General features: G+C 71.7%; 17 protein-coding genes and 2 pseudogenes. 5 read left to right on the top strand and 14 right to left on the bottom strand.

Annotation, left to right across the window (positions count from 1 at the left end; genetic code table 11):
* Window positions 1-118: 118 nt before the first annotated feature.
* Together ACFVXC_RS00660 and ACFVXC_RS00655 are read right to left on the bottom strand one after the other, a co-directional pair.
* Window positions 119-748: a CGNR zinc finger domain-containing protein gene (locus ACFVXC_RS00660; protein WP_389900245.1), complete on the bottom strand. Its 630-nt coding sequence runs from the start codon at window positions 746-748 to the stop codon at window positions 119-121.
* A 78-nt stretch (window positions 749-826) separates the two neighbouring features.
* Window positions 827-1,951, bottom strand: a complete 1,125-nt coding sequence (locus tag ACFVXC_RS00655) for an NADH:flavin oxidoreductase (RefSeq protein ID WP_389900244.1) — start codon at window positions 1,949-1,951, stop codon at window positions 827-829.
* Window positions 1,952-2,197: 246 nt separating this feature from the next.
* Between ACFVXC_RS00655 and ACFVXC_RS00650 the strand changes: the two genes are divergently transcribed.
* From ACFVXC_RS00650 to ACFVXC_RS00635, 4 genes are all read left to right on the top strand, one after another.
* Complete coding sequence (locus ACFVXC_RS00650; RefSeq protein WP_389900243.1) at window positions 2,198-3,361, top strand: diaminopropionate ammonia-lyase; 1,164 nt, start codon at window positions 2,198-2,200, stop codon at window positions 3,359-3,361.
* A gap of 95 nt (window positions 3,362-3,456) precedes the next feature.
* Window positions 3,457-6,060, top strand: coding sequence for an AAA family ATPase (locus ACFVXC_RS00645; protein WP_389900242.1), 2,604 nt, complete (start codon window positions 3,457-3,459; stop codon window positions 6,058-6,060).
* A 111-nt stretch (window positions 6,061-6,171) separates the two neighbouring features.
* Entirely contained in the window at window positions 6,172-7,575 is a 1,404-nt protein-coding gene (locus ACFVXC_RS00640) for an FAD-binding oxidoreductase (RefSeq protein WP_389900241.1), read from the top strand.
* 56 nt (window positions 7,576-7,631) lie between these two features.
* Window positions 7,632-8,291 carry a DUF6629 family protein gene (locus ACFVXC_RS00635; protein WP_389900240.1) on the top strand — a complete coding sequence of 220 codons (660 nt, stop codon included), beginning with the start codon at window positions 7,632-7,634 and terminating at the stop codon, window positions 8,289-8,291.
* Here the strand turns inward: ACFVXC_RS00635 and ACFVXC_RS00630 are convergent.
* Both ACFVXC_RS00630 and ACFVXC_RS00625 read right to left on the bottom strand, forming a co-directional pair.
* A complete protein-coding gene (locus ACFVXC_RS00630) occupies window positions 8,233-10,029 on the bottom strand; it encodes an acyl-CoA dehydrogenase (protein WP_389900239.1) in 1,797 nt (598 codons plus the stop codon). The two genes, ACFVXC_RS00635 and ACFVXC_RS00630, sit on opposite strands and share 59 nt — an antisense overlap.
* A gap of 75 nt (window positions 10,030-10,104) precedes the next feature.
* Window positions 10,105-10,266: pseudogene (locus ACFVXC_RS00625) on the bottom strand (FCD domain-containing protein); the annotation flags it as partial.
* Here ACFVXC_RS00625 and ACFVXC_RS00620 point away from each other — a divergent pair.
* A pseudogene (locus ACFVXC_RS00620) lies at window positions 10,262-10,390 on the top strand (triosephosphate isomerase); the annotation flags it as partial. The pseudogenes ACFVXC_RS00625 and ACFVXC_RS00620 sit on opposite strands and share 5 nt — an antisense overlap.
* A gap of 24 nt (window positions 10,391-10,414) precedes the next feature.
* Here ACFVXC_RS00620 and ACFVXC_RS00615 read toward each other — a convergent pair.
* The 10 genes from ACFVXC_RS00615 to ACFVXC_RS00570 form a co-directional block, all read right to left on the bottom strand.
* A complete protein-coding gene (locus ACFVXC_RS00615) occupies window positions 10,415-11,506 on the bottom strand; it encodes a mechanosensitive ion channel family protein (RefSeq protein WP_389901509.1) in 1,092 nt (363 codons plus the stop codon).
* A gap of 162 nt (window positions 11,507-11,668) precedes the next feature.
* On the bottom strand, window positions 11,669-12,481 hold the full coding sequence (locus ACFVXC_RS00610; protein WP_389900238.1) for an SAM-dependent methyltransferase: 813 nt from the start codon (window positions 12,479-12,481) through the stop codon (window positions 11,669-11,671).
* A gap of 81 nt (window positions 12,482-12,562) precedes the next feature.
* Entirely contained in the window at window positions 12,563-13,300 is a 738-nt protein-coding gene (locus tag ACFVXC_RS00605) for an Asp/Glu racemase (protein ID WP_389901508.1), read from the bottom strand.
* A gap of 80 nt (window positions 13,301-13,380) precedes the next feature.
* Window positions 13,381-13,872 carry a MarR family winged helix-turn-helix transcriptional regulator gene (locus ACFVXC_RS00600; RefSeq protein ID WP_389900237.1) on the bottom strand — a complete coding sequence of 164 codons (492 nt, stop codon included), beginning with the start codon at window positions 13,870-13,872 and terminating at the stop codon, window positions 13,381-13,383.
* A 39-nt stretch (window positions 13,873-13,911) separates the two neighbouring features.
* A complete protein-coding gene (locus tag ACFVXC_RS00595; RefSeq protein ID WP_389900236.1) occupies window positions 13,912-14,760 on the bottom strand; it encodes an alpha/beta fold hydrolase in 849 nt (282 codons plus the stop codon).
* On the bottom strand, window positions 14,757-15,416 hold the full coding sequence (locus tag ACFVXC_RS00590) for an isochorismatase family protein (RefSeq protein ID WP_389900235.1): 660 nt from the start codon (window positions 15,414-15,416) through the stop codon (window positions 14,757-14,759). Before ACFVXC_RS00590 ends, ACFVXC_RS00595 begins: the two co-directional genes overlap by 4 nt.
* Window positions 15,413-16,123 carry an SRPBCC family protein gene (locus tag ACFVXC_RS00585; RefSeq protein ID WP_389900234.1) on the bottom strand — a complete coding sequence of 237 codons (711 nt, stop codon included), beginning with the start codon at window positions 16,121-16,123 and terminating at the stop codon, window positions 15,413-15,415. The genes ACFVXC_RS00590 and ACFVXC_RS00585 overlap by 4 nt, the downstream gene beginning before the upstream one ends.
* Complete coding sequence (locus ACFVXC_RS00580; protein ID WP_389900233.1) at window positions 16,123-16,647, bottom strand: (2Fe-2S)-binding protein; 525 nt, start codon at window positions 16,645-16,647, stop codon at window positions 16,123-16,125. The genes ACFVXC_RS00585 and ACFVXC_RS00580 overlap by 1 nt, the downstream gene beginning before the upstream one ends.
* Window positions 16,644-19,004 (bottom strand): xanthine dehydrogenase family protein molybdopterin-binding subunit, encoded by a 2,361-nt coding sequence (locus ACFVXC_RS00575; protein ID WP_389900232.1) that lies wholly within the window; start codon window positions 19,002-19,004, stop codon window positions 16,644-16,646. Before ACFVXC_RS00575 ends, ACFVXC_RS00580 begins: the two co-directional genes overlap by 4 nt.
* Window positions 19,001-19,849 (bottom strand): FAD binding domain-containing protein, encoded by an 849-nt coding sequence (locus ACFVXC_RS00570; protein ID WP_389900231.1) that lies wholly within the window; start codon window positions 19,847-19,849, stop codon window positions 19,001-19,003. The genes ACFVXC_RS00575 and ACFVXC_RS00570 overlap by 4 nt, the downstream gene beginning before the upstream one ends.

Below are 19,849 nucleotides of genomic sequence, written 5' to 3'. Positions count from 1 at the left end.
CGAAGCGGCCCGCAGCCTCCGTCTCCGTCTCCGCCTCCGTCTCGGACGAGGCACAGGCCTGGTCGAACTCGATACCCACCAGCCTGGTGGAGTACGGCAGTTGACGGCCGCGGTGGCCCTACGCCCGACCGCTGACGTCCGGCGTCGGCTCCGCTTCGGCGTCCGCGCGGCGGCGTTGGCGCGAGGCCCGCAGGTTCGCGGCGTTTCCGCAGTCCCGGGTGGAGTGCCAGACGCCGCTGTTGTTGCGGGAGCGGTCGTAGAACGCCGTGGCGCAGCGTTCGTTGCGGCAGATCTTCAGGCGCCGCCACTCGCCGGTGGTCTGGGCGAGCAGTGCCTCGCACAGCACGGCGGACGTCAGCCAGCGCCAGCCCTCACCCTCGGGCTCGGTGGTCAGGGCCGCGTCGCCGTGCAGGTTGACCTGAAGGGCGCATGAGGTGGAGCGGGCGCTCTCGCTCTCGCCGCTGGTGCTGCCGCACCGCGAGTGCAGGGCACGGCGCAGTTGTTCGCGCAACTGTCGCAGCTTGGGCAGGTCCTCTTCGGTGAGCGTGAGCCGCACCGCCGTGCGCCCCGTCTTCTCGGCCCAGGTGGGCAGGGCCACGGAGATCCAGTCCTGCGCGGCCGCCACGTCCCCGAGAAGGTCGGCCTCGGCCGCGCCGCCGGAGGGCGCGGTGTTCAGGATGTCCTGCACGAGGCCAAGGCCGCCGGGGACGGCGGTGGGGAAGTAGCGCTCGGTCGCAGGCCAGGTCATGGGCATATCCTACTCGACCGCGGACGACAGCAGCGTTCTACCTTAGCTGCTGTCGCCCGCGATCAAGTCGACTGTCGCTCAGACCAGGCTCTTCAGCTGCGACTTGTCGAAGGGCAGCGCGTCACCGAGCCGGTCCTCCAGGGCCTTGGCCGCCCACTCCGGGTCGGCGATGAGGGCGCGGCCCACCGCCACCAGGTCGAACTCGTCCCGCTCCAGGCGGTCGATGAGCGGCTCGATGCCCGTGGACGCGGACGGTACCGCCCAGCCCTGTGGCCCGATGAACACCTGGTCGAGGCCGACCGAGCCGACGGTGATCACCGGCTTCCCGGAAATCTTCTTGACCCAGCCCGCGAGGTTGAGGTCGCTGCCCTCGAACTCCGGCTCCCAGTAGCGGCGGGTGGAGGCGTGCAGTACGTCGACGCCCGCGTTCACCAGCGGCGTCAGTACGCGCCCCAGTTCCTCGGGGGACTCGGCGAGCCGCGCGTCGTAGACGCCGCCCTTCCACTGCGAGAGCCGGAAGACGACGGGGAAGTCGGGCGAGACGGCGGCCCGCACCGCTGCGACGATCTCCGCGGCGAAGCGGGTGCGGGAATCGATGTCGCCGCCGTAGCCGTCCGTACGCTGGTTGGTGCGCTCCCAGAAGAACTGGTCGAGCAAGTAGCCGTGAGCTCCGTGCAGTTCGACACCGTCGAAGCCGATGCGCTCGGCGGCCGCCGCGGCGTCCGCGAACGCCCGGATCACGTCGTCGAGGTCGGAGGCCGTAAGGGCGCTGCCCTTGGGCTGTCCGTCGAGGCCGATCCCGGAGGGGCTCGCCGAGGGGGCGGAGGGCACCGGGCCACTGCCCTCGTCGCGCGCGACACCGACGTGCCACAGCTGCGGAATGATCTTGCCGCCCGCGGCGTGCACGGCTTCGGCCACCTTGCGCCAGCCTTCGAGGGCGTCGTCGCCGTAGAAGCGCGGGACGCGGTCGCTCGTACCGGCCGAAGCGTGGCCGACGTACGTGCCCTCGGTGATGATCAGGCCGACACCGGCGGCGGCCCGGCGGGCGTAGTACTCGGCCACGCCCGCGTCCGGCACGCCGTTCGGTGAGAACTCCCTGGTCATGGGTGCCATCACGATGCGGTTGGGCAGAGTGAGGCTGCCGACGCTGAAGGGGCGGTCGAGGGTCTGGGGGGTGCGGGCGGTCTGCGACGCCGGGGTCATGCGTCCTCCTGGCAGGGAACGGGGGTGCGATCACCGTGAGATCGATGACGTAAGCGTACCTGGTTCACTCATGTCGTTTTGTCGAAGCTCGCACGGCGGCACGGCCGCGATCGGCGGGGCGGAGGCGAAGAGGGAGGCGAAGGGGGGAGGCGAAGGGGGAGGCCGGTGGTCCAGAACCTGCCATCGGGCTCGGAGGCCGGGATCATTCGCTGGACCGGGGAGCGGTCATGGCCGCAGGCTTGCCGCATGCCTGAGAACACCCGGAAGCCGACGGCCTGGTTCGCCCGGGCCGGCGCCCGCACCTGGACCTGCTCGCCCGCCCCGGTGGAGGCCCAGGCCTTCCACGCCTCACTCCCCGGTTACGAGATCACCCCGCTCCATGAGCTTCCCTCTCTGGCCGCGGAGCTGGGGGTCGGCCGGATCTTCGTCAAGGACGAGTCCGCGCGTCTGGGGCTGCCCGCGTTCAAGGCGCTCGGGGCGTCCTGGGCGGTGCACCGGGCCCTCGCCGAGCGGGCCGCGAGCACCGAGGCCTCGTCGGCGGATTCGGCGGATTCGGAGGACTCGGCGGATTCGCCGGAGCAGGTCACGCTGGTCACCGCCACCGACGGCAACCACGGCCGCGCGGTCGCCCGGACGGCCCGGCTGCTCGGCCGGTGCGCCCACGTCTTCGTCTCCCAGGGGGTGCATCCGGCCGCCTCGGCGGCGATCGCAGCCGAGGGCGCCGAGGTCACCCAGGTCGCGGGGTCCTACGACGACGCCGTGCGGGAGGCGGCCCGCGCCGCGGCGGAGGGGATCGCCACCGTGCTCGTCCAGGACTCCGCCTGGCCCGGCTACGAGCGCATCCCCCGGTGGATCGTCGAGGGGTACTCGACCCTGCTCGCCGAGATCGACGCTCAGCTCGCCGCGGCCGGTGCCGAGGCGCCCGACCTGGTGGCCGTGCCCGTCGGGGTGGGCTCGCTCGCGCAGGCCGTCGTCACCCACTACCGCAGCCGCCCCGCGGGGGAGAAGGCCCCCGCGCTGCTCTCCGTGGAGCCCGAGGCGGCGGCCTGCGTCATCGAGAGCCTCACCCGCGGGGAACTGTCCAGCGTCGTTACCGGCGACACGGCCATGGCGGGCCTGAACTGCGGCACCCCCTCCAGCCTCGCCTGGCCCTACCTGCGCGACGGCCTCGACGCCGCCATCGCCGTCACCGACGCGGACAGCGCACGGGCGGCCCGCGAGCTCGCCGCCCTCAAAGTCTCCTCAGGTCCTTGCGGAGCCGCGTCGCTCGCGGGCGTGCGCGCCGCACTGACCGGCGACGGCGCCGACGACCGCCGCGCGGCTCTTGCTCTCGGCCCCGCGTCGACCCTCGTGCTGCTCAGCACAGAGGGCGCGGAAGCCAACCCGTACCACCAGGACCTCGCCCCATGACACTCGCACCAGAGGCACGCGCGCGCTGACCGAACCCCAGTACGGGCGACCGCGCGGGCGACGGAAACGCGCGGTCGCATGGGAGAATCCGGCGCGTGGACGGGGGGATCCTCGAGCGGGATCTTGAGCTGGTTCGACTGACCGCCGCCGCTCTGGAAGCGGCCGACGGCGCGGGTTCGGTGGCGCTCGTCTTCGGTGAGGCGGGCATCGGCAAGTCGAGCCTCGTGAACGCGCTGCCGAGTGTGCTGTCCGCGCAGGCCAGGGTGCTTGTCGGGCAGTGCGACGACCTTGCCACGCGGCGCCCGCTCGGGCCGTTCCGCGACCTTGTCGGCAGCGTAGGGGCCGAGCTGGCGCAGGCGGTGACCGAGGGCGGCGACCGGCACCGGGTGTACGACGCGCTGCGGGCCGAGCTCGGCGAGACGCCGCATCCGACGGTCCTCGTCGTAGAGGACGTGCACTGGGCGGACGAGGCCTCTCTCGACGCGCTGCGGTTCCTCGTACGCCGCATGGATCGCATGCCCGCCGTCCTCGTACTGACCTACCGCGACGACGAGTTGAGCCGCGAACACCCCCTGCGCCACCTCCTGGGCCAGGTGTCGCGAGCGGCCCGCGTGCACCGCGTGCCCCTGTCCCGCCTGTCCCGGAACGCCGTGCGCACCCTGAGCGCGCCCAGCCGCCTCGATCCCGCGCAGGTGTACGCCGTGACGTCGGGCAACCCCTTCTACGTCGCCGAGGTCGTCGCGGCGGGCGGCACCGGAGACGTGCCCCCGACCGTGGTCGACGCCGTCCTGGCCCGCCTTCGCGGCCTCGACGACTCCGCACGCGACGCGCTCGAACAGCTCGCCGTGGTGCCGTCGGCGACCGAGCGCACCCTGGCCGACGCGCTACTGCCTTACGGAGTGGGTCAGTTGACCGCGGCTGAACGGCGCGGGCTCCTCGTCGTGGCGCCCGAGCGAGTGGTGTTCCGGCACGAGATCATCCGGCGCGCCATCGCCGACTCGCTGCCCGCGGCGCGGCGCATCGAGCTCAACCGGAAGGTGCTCGCCGTCCTGGTCGCGCAGCCCGGCGCCGACTACTCCCGCATCGTCCACCACGCCGCCCAGGCGGGCGACCAGGACGCCATCGCGCGCTACGGGCCCGACGCGGCCAGGGACGCCGCACGCACCGGCGCGCACCGGGAGGCCGCCGCCCAGCTGCGGCTCGTCCTGTCCCGGCGCGAGCGCTACGGCCGCGCCGAACTGGCCGGCCTCCTTGAGAGGTTCGCGGTGGAGAGCTACACCATCGCCGACTCCCCGGCCGCCGTCGGCGCCCAGCTGGAAGCCGTCGCTCTGCGCCGCTCCCTCGGGGACTTGAGGGCGCTCGGCGCCGATCTGCGCTGGCTCTCGCGGATCCACTGGTGGGCGGGCGACGCGGACGCCGCACAGGAAGCCGCCCGAGAAGCCATAGACGTACTCGAACAGGCCGGGGACGAGCGGCTGCTGGCGCTCGCGCTCAGCAACACCTCTCAGCTCCGCATGCTCTCCGACCGGTACGCCGAGGCCGTCGGGTACGGCGAACGCGCCATCACCCTGGCCCGGCGTACGGGCGACGCGGCGATCCTGTCGCACGCGCTGAACAACGTGGGCACCGCCCGCTGGCGCGGCGGCGACCCCCTTGGCCGGCCGCAGTTGGAGGAGAGCCTGGCGGTCGCGCTGAAGGCGGACGAGGCCGAGCACGCCTGCCGCGCCTACGCCAATGTCATCTGGACGCTCCTGGAGAACCTGCGGTTCACGGAGGCGGACCACTTCCTGGCCCCCGCCATGGAGTTCGCGGACCGCACGGAACACCTGGGGTTCCTGCGCTACCTCCAAGTGGAGCTAGCCCTGCGGCAGTTCGCCGCGGGCAACTGGGGCGAGGCGGAGAAGCTCGCCGAGTCCGGTGACGCGCAGGAGTTCCCGCCCGCGCGCTGCCCCGCCCTGACCGTACTCGCACGGGTGCGGATCCGGCGCGGCGCGGAGGGCGGCGACGAACTCCTCGGACAGGCCCGGGAGGTCGCCGCGCGGACCCGGGAGCTCCAGCGCACGGCCCCGGTCGCCGCGGCACGGGCGGAGGCCGCCTGGCTGCGCGGTGACCACGCGGCCGTGATCGACGCCGTCGGCCCCCTGTACGTACAGGCACGGGACCTGGCCGCGACGCCGTACCGGGCGGAGCTCGGTCACTGGCTCGCCAGGGCGGGCCGGCCCGTCCCCGCGGACGACTCCGGTCATCCGTACGCCTTGCAGGCCGCCGGGCAGTGGCGCCGGGCCGCCGAGGCCTGGCGGGCGGCGGGCTGCCCCTACGAGTACGCGGCCGCCCTCGCGGAGAGCCCGGACCCGGCGGACAAGCTCACCGCGCTCGCGGGCCTGGACGCCCTGGGCGCCGAACCCCTGGCCCGGATCGTCCGCAACGAACTGCGCACCCTGGGCGTGGCCCGGATCCCGCGCGGTCCGCACGCGGCGACCCGCCGCAACCCGGCGGGCCTCACCGGCCGCCAGCTCCAGGTCGGCAGGCTCCTGGCGGAGGGTCTGACCAACATCGAGATCGCGGGCCGGCTCGTCCTGTCCGTACGCACGGTCGACAACCACGTCCGCGCGGTCCTGGAGAAGCTCGGCGCCCGCACCCGGCGCGAGGTCGCCGCCCGCTCCACGCAGCTGGGCATCGAGATCGGCCGCGAGAAGTAGCCAAAAGTAGGCAACGGCCGGACGTGAGCTGGGTGGTGGGCACGGATATCGGAGCGCCGGGGGCGGCACTAGAACGGGCTCATCGGATGCACCGATCCAACGGGGGAGTACATGTCCATGACGTCCGCACAGGAAGCACGCCGGGAACTTGCGGGATTCAAAGGGGAGTTGAAGGGCCCGGAGGACGCCGGGTACGACGAGGCGCGCGCCGTCTACAACGCCATGGCCGACAAGCGCCCCGCGCTCGTCGCCCGCTGCACCGACGCCGACGACGTGTCCCGCGTCATCGGCTTCGCCCGCGCGCACGGCCTGCTGCTCGCTGTCCGCGGCGGCGGCCACCACGGAGCGGGCCTGGGCACCGTCGACGGCGGTGTGGTCGCCGACCTCTCACCGCTCAAGGCGATCGAGGTCGACGCACAGGCCCGCACGGTGCGGGTCGGCGGCGGCTGCGTCTGGGGCGAGGTGGACCGTGCCACGCACGAGCACGGCCTGGCCACGCCCAGCGGCATCATCTCCTCGACCGGTGTGGGCGGCCTGACCCTCGGTGGCGGCCTCGGTCACCTCACCCGCAGGTTCGGGCTCAGTGTCGACAACCTCCTGGGGGCCGACCTCGTCCTCGCCGACGGCCGTCAGGTGCGGGCGAGCGAGGAGGAGAACGCCGATCTCTTCTGGGCGATCCGCGGCGGCGGCGGCAACTTCGGCGTCGTCACCTCGTTCCTCTTCCGGCTCCACGAGCTGAGCACGGTCATCGCGGGCCCCACCTTCTGGCCCGTCGAGCAGGGGGCCGAAGTCCTCGCCGCCTACCGTGACTTCCTGCCGGGTGCGCCCCGCGAGACGACCGGCTTCTTCATGTTCGGCACCGTGCCCCCGGCCCCGCCCTTCCCCGAGAGCACCCACTTGCGCAAGGTCTGCGGCGTCGTGTGGTGCCACACCACCGAGGATGCCGACGCGGCGGCCCAGGCGATGGCGCCCCTGCTCGACGCGCTGCCAGAGCCGCTCCTGCACGCCGTGGGGGAGATGCCGCACCCGGTGCTCCAGTCCATGTTCGACGGGCTCTATCCGCCCGGCGACCAGTGGTACTGGCGCGCGGACTTCGTCGACGACATCCCGGACGACGCCGTCGACCTGCACGCCAAGTTCGGCGCCGAGCTGCCGACCATGAAGTCGACGATGCACCTCTACCCCATCGACGGCGCCGCCCACGACCACGGCCCCACGGACACCGCCTGGAGCTACCGCGGCGCCCGCTGGGCCAGCGTCTTCGCGGGAGTGGACGCGTCCTCGTCCAACGCCGACCTCATCAAGCGCTGGACGGTCGACTACTTCGACGCGCTGCACCCGTACTCGGCGGGCGGCGCCTACGTGAACATGATGATGGACGAGGGGCAGGACCGCGTACGGGCGAGCTACCGCGACAATTACGCGCGCCTGGCCCAGGTCAAGGCCGCGTACGACCCGGACAACGTGTTCCGCCTCAACCAGAACATCGAGCCCGACCCGCGCGGTCCCGCGTAACCCCTGCGGCCCGCCTCGCCGCGCCCCCCGGTGACGGGGGTCGTAGCGTGGGGTCCATGTGCTGGAGCGCGACGGCCGATGTCGTGGCGGGCGCGGGCATCGCAGCGGTCGGAGTCGCGTGTGTGACCCGGGCGGCCCGCGGGGCCCGCCCGGGCGATCTGCCGCTCGCCGCGCTCCCGCTGCTTCTCGGCGCCCACCAGATCATCGAGTCCCAGGTCTGGCGAGATGGTGGCGGCACCGGCCCCGCCACCACCGCCTGGGCCGTGATCGCCCTGCCGCTGCTCGCGCTGTGGCTGCCCGTGGCGGTGCTGTGCGCGGCGCCGCCGAACGCGCGCCGCCGCCTGCTGATCCCCCTCGCCGTGGGCATCGCGACGGCGGCGGCGCTCTCGTACTCCCTGGCGACCCGCACCGTGACGGCCGAGATCCACGGCCACACGGTCGGGTACGCGTTCGGCCTGCCGCAGCCCGGGCTGATCGTCGCCGGATACCTCCTGGCCACCATCGGCTCCCTGCTCCTCTCCGGCGACCGGGGCCTGGTCCTCTTCGGCGTCCTGGTCGCCGTCGGGGCGGCGGTGTGCGTGGTGCTGTGGCGGCGGGAGTACGTCTCCACCTGGTGCATGTTCGCGGCAGTGTGCTCAGTGGTTCTGTACTTCTGGGTCAGAAGGCGTTCTCGGGCAGCTCCAGGGCCGTCCGGTCCAGGCTTTCGAGGAGCGTGAACTGGGCCTCCGTCTTGGGCAGTTCATGGCGGAAGAAGTAGCGGCACGCGGCGCGCTTGCCCGCGTGGAAGTCCTCGGTGCCCGCTTCCGCCGCGAGCAGCTGCTCCAGCCACATCCACGCGACGACCACATGCCCGACCGCTTCCAGGTAGACGCTGGCGTTGGCGAGCGCCGTCTGCGGGTCGCCCGTCGACCAGAGCCGCCGGGTCACGTCCACCGCACGTGCCACGGACGCGTCGAGCGCGCGCCCGTACCCGGGTGCGACGCCGCCCGCAGCGGCGGCGCGGGCGGTCGTCCTCGCGATGCGCTCGCCGAGCAGCGCGAGACCCGCACCGCCGTTCATGACGACCTTGCGGCCGAGCAGATCCAGGCCGTGGATGCCGTGCGTGCCCTCGTGGATGGGGTTGAGGCGGTTGTCGCGGTAGAACTGCTCGACGTTGTACTCACGCGTGTAGCCGTAGCCGCCGTGCACCTGGATCGCCAGGTCGTTGGCCACCAGGCACCACTGCGATGGCCAGCTCTTGGCGATCGGCGTCAGCACGTCGAGCAGCAGCCGGGCCTCGTCGCGCTCCTCGGGCGAGGTGCCGGTGTTCTGCTCGTCGAGCAGCCGCCCGCAGTACAGATTGAGTGCGAGCGCGCCCTCCACGTACGCCTTCTGGGCGAGGAGCATCCTGCGTACGTCGGCGTGCTCGATGATCGGGATCTGTGGTGAGGCCGGGTCCTTGGCGGTGACGGGGCGGCCCTGCGGGCGGGTGCGCGCGTAGTCCAGGGCGTGCAGATAGCCGGTGTAGCCGAGCGCGGTGGCGCTCAGGCCCACGCCGATCCGGGCCTCGTTCATCATGTGGAACATGTACGCCAGGCCGCGGTTCGCCTCCCCGACGAGATGGCCGACCGCGCCGGGCTCGCCGCCGGGCCTGTGGACGCCCTCGCCGAAGTTCAGCAGGGTGTTCGTGGTCCCTCGGTAGCCCATCTTGTGGTTGAGGCCCGCGAGCACGACGTCATTGCGCTCGCCGAGCGCACCGTCCTCGCCGACCAGGACCTTGGGCACGATGAACAGCGAGAGCCCCTTCACGCCGGGCGGGCCGCCGGGGATGCGCGCGAGCACCAGATGCACGATGTTCTCCGAGAGCTCGTGCTCGCCGCCGGAGATCCACATCTTGTTCCCGAAGAGGCGGTAGGTCCCGTCCTGGCGCGCCTCGGCCCGCGTCCGCACATCGGCGAGCGACGAACCCGCCTGCGGCTCCGACAGGCACATCGTGCCCAGGAAACGGCCCTCCACCATGGGGCGTACGAAGGTGTCGATCTGCTCCTCCGAAGCGTGCGCGAGGAGCAGATTGGCGTTGCCCATGGTCAGGAAGGGGTACGCGGCCGTGCCGACGTTCGCCGCCTGGAACCACGCGAAACAGGCCTGCGCCACCACGGACGGCAGCTGGCCGCCGCCGATCTCGTGATCCATGGCGCCGGCCAGGAGCCCCGATTCCCCGAAGACCCGGAGCGCCTCCTTCACCTCGGGGATGACGTGCACCTTCTCCCCGTCGAAGGTGGGCTCCTGGGCGTCGTTCTTCTTGTTGTGCGGGGCGAAGTGGCGCGTGGCGATCTGTTCGCTCAGTTCGAGGGCGGCGTCGAAGGTCTCGCGGGAGTGGTCCGCGTACCGCTCCCTGCCGGTGAGCGCGGGCACGTCGAGCCACTCGTACAGCAGGAACTCGAGGTCGCGGCGGGAAAGGAGCAGGGATGCCATGCGGATTCTCCATGCGGTGACGGCGGTACCGATCCCGGGGCAGGAAGCCCCGCACTCCCGATACTAAGCGGTTGCTTATGGTATTTGTCGAGGGCGGCCCGGTCGCCGGTGTCCGTGGCCGCCAGGGTTCGCCGGAACCCGCATGTGCTCCGCCATCGCCCGGTCCGCGGCTTCGGGGTCGCCCGCGCGGATCGCGTCGAGGACCGCGCCGTGCTCGCACAGGGTGCCGCTGACGGTCATCTACGGCGGCAGCGCGGGCCCCGGCCTGCTCACCCGGCTCGGCCAGGACGTCGGCGGCCTCTTCCTGGGCCGTTTCGCCCACGACCCGGCCGCCGTCGAGTCCGTCCTCGACGAAGTCATCCCGTCGGTGCCGGGGCGCGGTCCGCTACGGCACCGACTTGGTCGGTACGACGGCCTCACGCTGATGCGGGATCAAGCCCGGCGGCAGCTCGCCCTGCTGCACGTTCACCGTCCTGACCGGGGCGGGCACCCTGATGCCCTCGGCGCGGTAGCGCTGGTGGAGCTGCTTGATGAACTCGTGCTTGATGCGGTATTGGTCGCTGAACTCGCCGACGCCCAGGATCACCGTGAAGCTGATCCTGGAATCGCCGAACGTGTGGAAGCGCACGGCCGGTTCGTGCTCGGGAAGGGCGCCGTCCACATCCCTCATGACGTTCTCCACGACCTCGGTCGTGACGCGCTCGACCTGCTCCAGGTCGCTGTCGTAGCTGACGCCGACCTGGACCATGATCGACAGGTCCTGCTCGGGGCGGCTGAAGTTGGTCATGTTCGTGCCCGCGAGCTGGGCGTTGGGGATGATGACGAGGTTGTTCGACAGCTGACGCACCACCGTGTTGCGCCAGTTGATGTCGACGACGTAGCCCTCCTCGCCGCTGCTGAGCTTGATGTAGTCGCCCGGCTGCACCGTCTTGGCCGCCAGGATGTGCACGCCCGCGAAGAGGTTGGCCAGGGTGTCCTGCAGGGCCAGGGCGACCGCGAGGCCGCCGACGCCGAGGGCCGTGAGCAGCGGGGCGATGGAGACGCCGAGGGTCTGCAGGACGACGAGGAAGCCCATCGCGAGGACGACCACGCGGGTGATGTTGACGAAGATCGTCGCCGACCCCGCGACGCCCGACCGGGACTGCGCGACGGACTTCACCAGGGTGGTGACCACGCGGGCCGCCGTCAGGGTCCCGGCAAGGACGAGCAGGGCGGTCAGCGTCATCGAGACGTTGCGGCCGGTCCTGGGGGTGAGCGGCAGAGCGGCCGCGGCGACGGCCGCGCCCGCGGTTATCGCCGCGCAGGGCACCAGGGTGCGCACGGCGTCGACGATGACGTCATCGCCGCTCCACCGGGTCCTGCTGGCCCGTTCGCCCAGCCACCGCAGGATCATGCGCAGCAGCAGACCCGCCGCGATGCCAACGGCCACCGCGATACCGGCGGTGATCAGGTCGTGCCATGTGAGGGCTCGCTCCATCAGTTCCTTCTCCAGGTCGTACGGGCGCACCGGACGTATGTTCGTGTCCGGCGCGAGCGTCATCCTGCCCCATGGGTGCGGCACCGTTGCCGGGGGCCCGAGCTCAGCCTGCCGTCAACTCGCCGGGCACAGGGCGATTTCCGGCATCCCGATCACCACCTGCTACGGCTTGCGCGCCACCCCCGCGTACATCGGCACCGATGTCCCGTCCCTGACCTCGTCGACGCCGAGCTCCTGACGCCAGTCCGGCGCCCACACGATGCCGGGGTCAAGGAGCTCAAGGCCCTCGAAGAACCGCTCCACCTCGGCCCGCGCGCGTGGCGCGAGCGTGACGCCCCCCGCCTTGTACATCTCCACCGCCTGCCGCGTCCGCTCCGGATCGAAGTCGGCGGAGATCTGGGACAGGACCAGGTGGCTGCCGGGAGCGAGGGCGGCCACGAGCTCCTCCACGACGTCGTACGCACCGTCGTCATCGCTGATGAAGTGCAGCAGCGCGATCAGCGAAAGGGCGATCGGCTGCGTGAAGTCCAGTACGCCCTCCGCCTGTTCGAGGATCTTGTCCGGCTCGCGCGCGTCCGCCTGGAGGAACTCCGTCGCCCCCTCGGCCGTCCCGCGCAGCAGCGTCTCCGCGTGTGCGAGCACCGTCGGATCGTTGTCCACGTAGACGACGCGTGCCTCGGGGGTGGCCGACTGGGCGATGCGATGGAGGTTCGGCTCGGTGGGGATCCCGGCGCCGATGTCCAGGAACTGGCGTATTCCGGCCTCTTTGGCCAAGTGGCGCGTGGCGCGCTGCATGAACCAACGGTTGTGCTGCGCACAGTACTTGGCCTGCGGTTCGAGCGACACGATCTGAAGCCCGAGCTCCTCGTCCACCGGGTAGTTGTCCTTACCGCCCAGGTACCAGTCGTAGACCCGGGCGGGGTGTGCCTTGCTGGTGTCGATCGGGTGGGTGGAGGGCGGCGGAATCGCGGTCATGCGTCAACTCCCAGGGGTGGCACTGGCGTTCAGACGGACTTCGCGTACGTCCGTTCATCGTGCCCGCTCGGCCCCCCGGGCTCAAGAACCACTCGGGTCCTGGAGCAGACTGCCCGCGCCCGGCACCTGCGGCGGAAGTCCCAGCTCGGTCAGGACGCGGTACGCCGTCGCGGTGGCCGCCGACAGGACGGGAAGGCCCGCCGCGTCCTCCACCGCCTGGATCGACGCGAGCGAAGGCATCTGCACACACGCCGAGAGGACGAGCGCGTCGGCGCGGCTCAGGTCCACCCGCCGCCAGTGGTCGCGCAGGTCGGCGGGGTCGAGCCGGGCGACCGCCAGATTGTCCGGCACCTCCAGGCTGAGCGCGTCCACGACCTCGATCCCGGCATCCTCGATGTAGTCGACGACCAACTGGGTGAGCGGCTTCATGTACGGGGTGATGATCGCGACCCGTGCCGCGCCGAGCGCCTTGATGCCGTCGAGCAGGGCGCCCGCGCTGGAGATCACCGGCGCCTGCGCGCCCTCGGAGCGCAGGGCGGCGGTGATCTCGTCCTCCGCCGTGCAGTGGTGTCCAGGACCCTGCGCCATGATCGCGACGAGGCAGGCGGTGGCGACCACGTCCGGCCTGGCGTCGGCGAGTTCGAGCGCGGCCCGCTCGGTCTGCGCGTTCATGGCCTTCAGCTGCTCGGGCGTCACGTGCTTCATCCGCATCCGGCTGCTGTGGAAGACGAACCGGTCCTGCGGGGCCACGGACTCGCGGTCGCGCAGCATGCGCGGCAGCTCCGTCTCCATCGTCAGATTGGAGCTGGGCACGATCATGCCGATGTGGTGGTCGGTCGCTGTCGTCGCGGTCACTGCCACGGGATCCTCCGGATGTTCTCGTACGGCGATGCGTACGGCTACGAGTCCTCGCTCAGCCCCTCCCAGTGATCGGCGAGGGACGTGAGGAGGTGCATGACTTCTTCGCGCTGCTCGCCGTCGAACGGCTCGAGGAGCCGCTCGTCGAGGTCACGGGCGCGACGGTTGGAATCGTGGAGGGTGCGCTCACCCTCCTCGGTCAGATAGAGCAGCTTGCGGCGGCCGTCGTCGGCCGCCGTCCTGCGCAGCAGCAGACCCCGGTTCTCCAGGCGGCGTGCCACGTCCGCCATCGTCGACGTGTCCAGGGCCACCGCCGACGCCATCGACCGCTGGTCGCGGCCGGGCGAGGCTTCCACGGCCTGCAGCACGGCGAACTGCGGTCCGGTGAGCGTCGGGTCCACCGCACGGATCCAGACCGCGAGATACGCCTGGTAGAGGCGCCGGACCTGGTATCCGGGAGCGGCGGTGAGGGCGGCGGGCGGCCCGGGCGGCCCTGACGTCGTAGCCGTGGTGGTGGAGGTTTCGTCAGCCATGGGGCCCACTTAAGCACGGGGATTGATCGGCTCGGACGGTCAGGTCAGCATCGGACGCAGCGCCTCGCGCAGGGCGGTGAGGGCAGCGCGTCCGCTGTCCCAGAACAGCATGTGACCCGCGTCCGGGATGCTGCCGAGAACGGCAGACGGGTGCAGCCGCGCGGCCTCGGCGGCGCCCGCCGCGGTGACGACGGGGCTGTCCGCGCCGTACAGGAGCGCCGTCGGTCCCGGCACCGAGGGCCACCAGTCGAAGAAGTCCTCCGTCTCGAAGCCGCGGTGCGTGGCGGCGATCGCCGACGCGTCGCAGCTGGCCAGCCAGCGGGCACGCAGCTCCTGCTCCCCGCGCGGCCAGCGCGGCCAGGACAGGGCCACCTCGTCCGCGTCGGTACCGCGCGTGGCCTGCGACAACTGGTCGAGGAAGGCATCCAGGGGCGTGGGGTAGGGCCCGCGTCCGGGGCCGCTCATCGGCGGGTCCCCGAGCACCGTGCCGCGCAGCGCCACCTTGCTCCGGACCGCCGTCACCGCCGCGATGCGCGCGCCCATGGAGTGCCCGAACAGGATCGGACGGTCGAGGCCGAGCCCCGTGACGACGGCTTCGACGTCCTCGGCGTACTCCTCCAGTGAGTAGGAGCCGCCGCCGTCGGAGAGCCCGCGCCCCCGGACGTCAAGGACCAACGGGCGTACGAGATCCGTCAGTTCGCGCGCAACGAAGTCCATCGTGACGGCGGGGCTCGTGATGCCGGGCAGGACGAGGAGCGGGGTGCCGGGGCCGCCGTAGTCGAGGAGGTGAAGCCGTGTGGCGCCCGAGCGGACCCAGCGGCTGGTGGCGGGGACATCGGCCAGGTCGGCCAGGGCGGACTGTGCCAGACAGCGGTCGGGCGGGGTCATGCGGTCCTCCTTGCGTGCGTGAGGCTGCCGAGGTAGTCGACTGCTTCTTCGAGTTCGATGACATCGCCGTACTTGGCCTGGATGTCGAAGAGGCTCGCCTCGTGCGGTCCCTCGGCGCGGTCGCCGACGCACGCGCGCGGCACGAGCACCGAGAACCCGCTCTGCACGGCGTCGACCGCGCTCGCCCGCACACAGCCGCTCGTCGTCGCCCCGCACACCAGGACCGTGTCGCAGCCAAGACCGGTGAGCAGGGCGGCCAGCGAGGTCCCGAAGAAGGCCGAAGCGCCCTTCTTCAGAACCAGCAAGTCCTTTGGTTCGCGGGAGAGTCGGGGGTCGAGCGCGACCTCCTCGCCGCCCTCGACGAGCGATCGCATGCCCTGTGCCTTCTGCAGCCAGGTGACGGCGTCGCCCGCCGCCTCGGCGGGTGTGTAGGAGATCGCGGTGAAGACGACGGGCACTCCGGCTGGGCGCCCGCTCCCGATCAACTCGCCCACCGCGCCCACCACATCGGTCAGATCCGCCCCCGAGGGGAACCCGTCCTCGGTGAAGCCGCGTGTCAGGTCGACGACGAGGATCGCGGGGCGGCTGCCTCTGCGCACGGGGGAGCCGAATCCGGCCCGTTCGTAGGTACGTTCCGTCTCCTGGCCGTAGTTCACGATGCCCTCCTCAGCGCGCGCAGCTCCCGTGCCTGGGAACCGAGCCGGCCGAGCAGCCAGCCCTCGAAGAGGCCGAAGGCGAAGGCGCCGGCGGCGACGCCGTACTTGGCGGCGGCCGGACCGAGCAGCATGGAGAGGCCGTCGAGTTCGGCCTCCGCCGGGGCGGGCGCGGGGCGGGTGGCCCGGGGAGCCGTGGAGGGAAGGCCGGAAGAGGTGGAAGAGCCGGAAGATCCGGAAGAGGAAGCGGGCGGTGTCGGTGTCCGGTCCTGATCGAGCAGGCTCCCCAGATTCTGCGCGAACTGCTGCAGGATCCGGTCGGACACTGTCGCGATGGCGCCCTTCCCGAACTGCGCGATCTTGCCGCGTATCACCAGATCCGTGGAGATCTGGAGCAGCGCGCCCTCCGGCGCCGCGAGCACTTCGAGCGCGACCTCGGCCTCCGCGTCACCGCTCCCGTGGGTGTCGGCCCCGCGCGCCTGGACCCGCAGCCGCCGCGCCCGCGGGTCGACCTCCAGGAAGCGGACCGTACCGGCGTACGCGGCGCTGATCGGACCGACCTTGATCTTCACGGAGCCCTGCCAGGCGTCCGATTCGCGCCCTTCCAACGCCGCGCCCGGCATGCACGAGGCGACCCGCTCGACGTCGTTCATCAGGGCGAAGACCTCGTCCGGCGAGGCCTTGACCGGGACCGAGTTGGTGAGTTGCATCAGGACTCCTTGGGGCAGCGCCGGGCGACGGCGCACCCGTCGATCGCCTCGACGATGGTCTGGTAGCCGGTACACCGGCAGAGGTTGGAGGCGACGACCTCGCGGATCTCGTCCTTGGTCGCCTCGGGCCGCTCGGCGAGGAAACCCTCGGCGAGCATCAGGAAACCGGGGGTGCAGAAGCCGCACTGCAAGCCATGGTGCTCGCTGAACGACCTTTGCAGATCGCTCAGTTCGGCCCCGTCCGAGAGTGACTCGACGGTACGGATCCGAGCGCCCTCGGCCTGCGCCGCGAACATCAGACACGCGCGCAGGGGCCGGTCGTCGACCAGGATCGTGCAGGCGCCGCAGATGCCGTGCTCGCAGCCGACGTGGGTGCCGGTCAGGCGCAGATCGTGCCGGAGCACGTCCACCAGGGTGCGGCGGGGCTCGGTGATCACTTCGTGCCGTTCCCCGTTGACGTCGAGCGTGAGCAGCACGACGTCGGTGGCGTCGCCGGTGGCGGCCAGGTTGCCGGTGTCGGTCATGAGGAGAGCTCCAGGTTCAGGGCGCGGTGCACGGTCTCCGGGGTGATGGGGGTGTGGTCGAGCTCGACGCCGGTGGGCAGCAGTGCGTCATTGACGGCGTTGAGCACGGCGGCCGGCGCCCCGATGGTGCCGCCCTCGCCCGCGCCCTTCGCGCCGGTCTCCGTGAACGCGCACGGCGTCTCCAGGTGATGGATGAGGACGTCGGGGATCTCGTGTGCGGTGGGCACCTTGTAGTCCATGAAGCTGGTCGCCGACGGTTCGCCCTGGGCGTCGTACGTCACCTGCTCGAAGAGCGCGCCCGCGATGCCCTGCGCTATGCCGCCCCGGCACTGCCCCTCCACGACCTGCGGGTTGATCGCCACCCCGCAGTCCTCGACGCAGATGTACCGAAGGATCTCCACCCGCCCCGTGCCTTCGTGGAGCTCGACGACCACGCCGTGGGTGGCGTTCGAGAAGGTTCCGTCGTTGAAGACGTCGAAGGTGGCGGTGGCGCTCAGGCCCGGCTCGATGTCCTTGGGCAGCAAGTGCGCCTGGAGGTAGGCGACATCGGCCAGTTCCTCGTAGGTGAGGCTCGTGCCGTCGCGGCGCCGTACCGCCCCCACCCCGAGCTCCACGTCGTCGGGGGCGACCTCCCAGCGCGCCGCGGCGATCCGGCACAGCTTCTCTCCGAGCTTCGCCGCCGCGAGCCGTACCGCGCTGCCGCCCACCGTGATGGAGCGGCTCGCGAAGGTGCCCCAGCCGTAGGTGACGCGCTCGGTGTCGCCCTGATGGAGCTTCACCTTGGAGATGTCCAGGCCGAGTTCGTCGGCGACGATCTGTGCCATCGTCGTCTCGTGGCTCTGCCCGTGGCTCATCGTGCCGGTGGTGACGGTCACCGCGCCGCTGGTGTCCATCCGGACCTCGGAGATGTCGAAGCCGGGGACGACCCGCATCTTGCGCTGGGCGAAGGCCTTGGAGCCGTAGCCGGTGCGCTCGCTGAAGCAGGAGTAGCCGATGCCGATGTGCCGCCCTCGCGCCGCCGCCTGTGAGCGCTTCTCGTACCAGCCCTCGTCCTTGACCAATCGCTCGCACAGGTTCAGTGACTCCAGATAGGAGCCCGGGTCGTACGTGATGCCGTTGACGCCCGTGTACGGGAACTCGGTGATGACGTTGCGGCGGCGGATCTCCACGGCGTCCAGGCCCAGTTCACGGGCGGCCCGCTCGAAGAGCCGCTCCACCACCATCACGTACTGCGGACGGCTCACCCCCCGATATGGGGCGGTGGGCGCCTTGTTGGTGGTGACCGCGCGGCCACGCACCCGGTAGGCGGGCACTCTGTAGACGCCGGGCATCTCGGCCGACGCCATCAGCGGCTCGATGCCCGCCGTGAACGGATAGCAGGAGTAGGCGCCCATGTCGCACACCACATCGGCGTCCAGGCCCAGGATCCTGCCCTGCTCGTCGAAGGCGGCGCGCACGTCGTAGCGCTGTTCGCGGGCGAGGAAGGACGCGGACAGGGCGTCCTTGCGGTCCTCGATCCACTTCACCGGCCTGCGAAGGCGCAGTGCGGCCGCCGCGGCGGCGATCTCCTCGCGCCCGACGACACACTTCTGGCCGAAGCCGCCGCCCATGTCGGGCACCACGACCCGCACCGCCCGTTCGTCGAGGCGCAGACAGCGGGACGCCACCGTCCTTACCTGGTGTGGGACTTGAGTGCAGGTCTGCAGGACGAGCTGTTCCTCGCGATCGTCGAAGTGGGCGACGACGCCGCGCGTCTCCAGGGGGAGTGCGTTCTGCCGACCGGTCCGTGACGTGACGTCGACGACGCAGGCGGCGGAGTCGAAGATCTCGTCGATGCCGTCGGTGGCGAAGAGCGAGACGTCCACGAGGGTGTTGTGCGCCGCCTCTTCGTGGACGAGAGGCGCGTCGGGTGCGAGGGCCGCCTCTTCCGAGGTGACCGGGGGCAGGGGCGCGTAGCTCACCTTGGCCGCTTCCAGACCGTCCTCCGCCGCGTACGCGTTCCGCGCCACGACGATCGCGACGGGCTCTCCGACATAGCGGACCCGGTCGCGGGCCAGGACGGGCATCGCGGTCGGCACGAACTCCGAGAGCGGGCGGCCGAGCTGGGCGGTGATGTCGGTCAGCTCCAGATCGTCGGCCGTGAAGGCCGCGACGACGCCCGGCACATCACGTACCGCCGTCAGGTCGATCGACGTGATCTCGCCGTGCGCGACCGTGCTGCGGACGAACTGGGCGTGCAGCATGCCCGGCAGCGCGATGTCGTCGACGAACCGGCCACGCCCGGTGAGGAGCCGGGGGTCCTCGCGCCGCGCCACGGACCTGCCGACCAACCGGCCTTCTTCTCCTGCTGTGTTCATCGGGCCTTCGCCTCCTCACAGGCACGCAGGACCAGCGTGCGGACGAGCTGCTTTCGGTAGTGCGTGCTGCCGGACGCGTCGGCCGGGGGATCGACCGCGTCCGCCGCCGCGGCCGCGCACTGGGCGAACGAGCCGCCGTCCGCGAGGACCGCCTCCGCCTCCGCCGCGCGGACCACGGCGGCGGCGACTCCGCCGAGCGCCACGCGCCCGCCGCGTACCGCACCGCCCGCGACGTCGAGGTCCACGACCGCGGAGACGAGCGCGAAGTCCCCCTGCCGCTCCGCGAATTCGGTGAGCGCGGCATGTGGTGCGGGGCGCGGGAAGACGACTTCGACGAGGATCTCGTCGAAGTCGATCGCGGTGGTGTAGTAGCCGAGGAAGAAGTCCCCGGCCGCGATCCGGCGCTCGCCGCGCGGCCCGCGGACCACGAACTCGGCGTCAAGGGCGAGGGCGAGCAGGCACCACTCGGCGGTGGCGTCGGCGTGCGCGATGCTGCCGCCGACCGTGCCACGGGTACGGATCGGCAGATGCCCGATCCACGGCATGGCATCACGCAGCACACCGAAGTCCGCCCCGATCCGCCCCGCCGAGTCCCTCTCCACCGTGTGGTGGGTGGTGAGCGCCCCTATGCGCAGCCCGCCCGCCGCGTCCATGCGCACCCCGTCGAGCTCCCGCAGAGCGGCTATGTCGACCAGGTGCCGGGGCCGGGCGAGCCGGAAGTTCATCATCGCGACCAGGCTCTGGCCGCCGGCGACGACCTTGGCGTCGTCACCGAGCTCGGCGAGCAGCCGCGTGGCGCCGTCGAGGTCGCGGGCCCGGTGATAGGCGAAGGGGGCGGGCTTCAT

The organism is Streptomyces sp. NPDC058257 (assembly GCF_042881845.1).
Lineage (GTDB): Bacteria > Actinomycetota > Actinomycetes > Streptomycetales > Streptomycetaceae > Streptomyces.
The sequence above is the reverse complement of the archived record's forward strand: the minus strand, read 5'-3'. Positions and strand labels throughout refer to the sequence as shown.

Bases quoted from the DNA above. Each gene is read 5' to 3' on its own strand.
- ACFVXC_RS00660 (WP_389900245.1), bottom strand. From the start codon at position 748: ATGACCTGGCCTGCGACCGAGCGCTACTTCCCCACCGCCGTCCCCGGC.
- ACFVXC_RS00655 (WP_389900244.1), bottom strand. From the start codon at position 1,951: ATGACCCCGGCGTCGCAGACCGCCCGCACCCCCCAGACCCTCGACCGC.
- ACFVXC_RS00650 (WP_389900243.1), top strand. From the start codon at position 2,198: ATGCCTGAGAACACCCGGAAGCCGACGGCCTGGTTCGCCCGGGCCGGC.
- ACFVXC_RS00640 (WP_389900241.1), top strand. From the start codon at position 6,172: ATGTCCATGACGTCCGCACAGGAAGCACGCCGGGAACTTGCGGGATTC.
- ACFVXC_RS00635 (WP_389900240.1), top strand. From the start codon at position 7,632: ATGTGCTGGAGCGCGACGGCCGATGTCGTGGCGGGCGCGGGCATCGCA.
- ACFVXC_RS00630 (WP_389900239.1), bottom strand. From the start codon at position 10,029: ATGGCATCCCTGCTCCTTTCCCGCCGCGACCTCGAGTTCCTGCTGTAC.
- ACFVXC_RS00615 (WP_389901509.1), bottom strand. From the start codon at position 11,506: ATGGAGCGAGCCCTCACATGGCACGACCTGATCACCGCCGGTATCGCG.
- ACFVXC_RS00610 (WP_389900238.1), bottom strand. From the start codon at position 12,481: ATGACCGCGATTCCGCCGCCCTCCACCCACCCGATCGACACCAGCAAG.
- ACFVXC_RS00605 (WP_389901508.1), bottom strand. From the start codon at position 13,300: ATGATCGTGCCCAGCTCCAATCTGACGATGGAGACGGAGCTGCCGCGC.
- ACFVXC_RS00600 (WP_389900237.1), bottom strand. From the start codon at position 13,872: ATGGCTGACGAAACCTCCACCACCACGGCTACGACGTCAGGGCCGCCC.
- ACFVXC_RS00595 (WP_389900236.1), bottom strand. From the start codon at position 14,760: ATGACCCCGCCCGACCGCTGTCTGGCACAGTCCGCCCTGGCCGACCTG.
- ACFVXC_RS00585 (WP_389900234.1), bottom strand. From the start codon at position 16,123: ATGCAACTCACCAACTCGGTCCCGGTCAAGGCCTCGCCGGACGAGGTC.
- ACFVXC_RS00580 (WP_389900233.1), bottom strand. From the start codon at position 16,647: ATGACCGACACCGGCAACCTGGCCGCCACCGGCGACGCCACCGACGTC.
- ACFVXC_RS00575 (WP_389900232.1), bottom strand. From the start codon at position 19,004: ATGAACACAGCAGGAGAAGAAGGCCGGTTGGTCGGCAGGTCCGTGGCG.
- ACFVXC_RS00570 (WP_389900231.1), bottom strand. From the start codon at position 19,849: ATGAAGCCCGCCCCCTTCGCCTATCACCGGGCCCGCGACCTCGACGGC.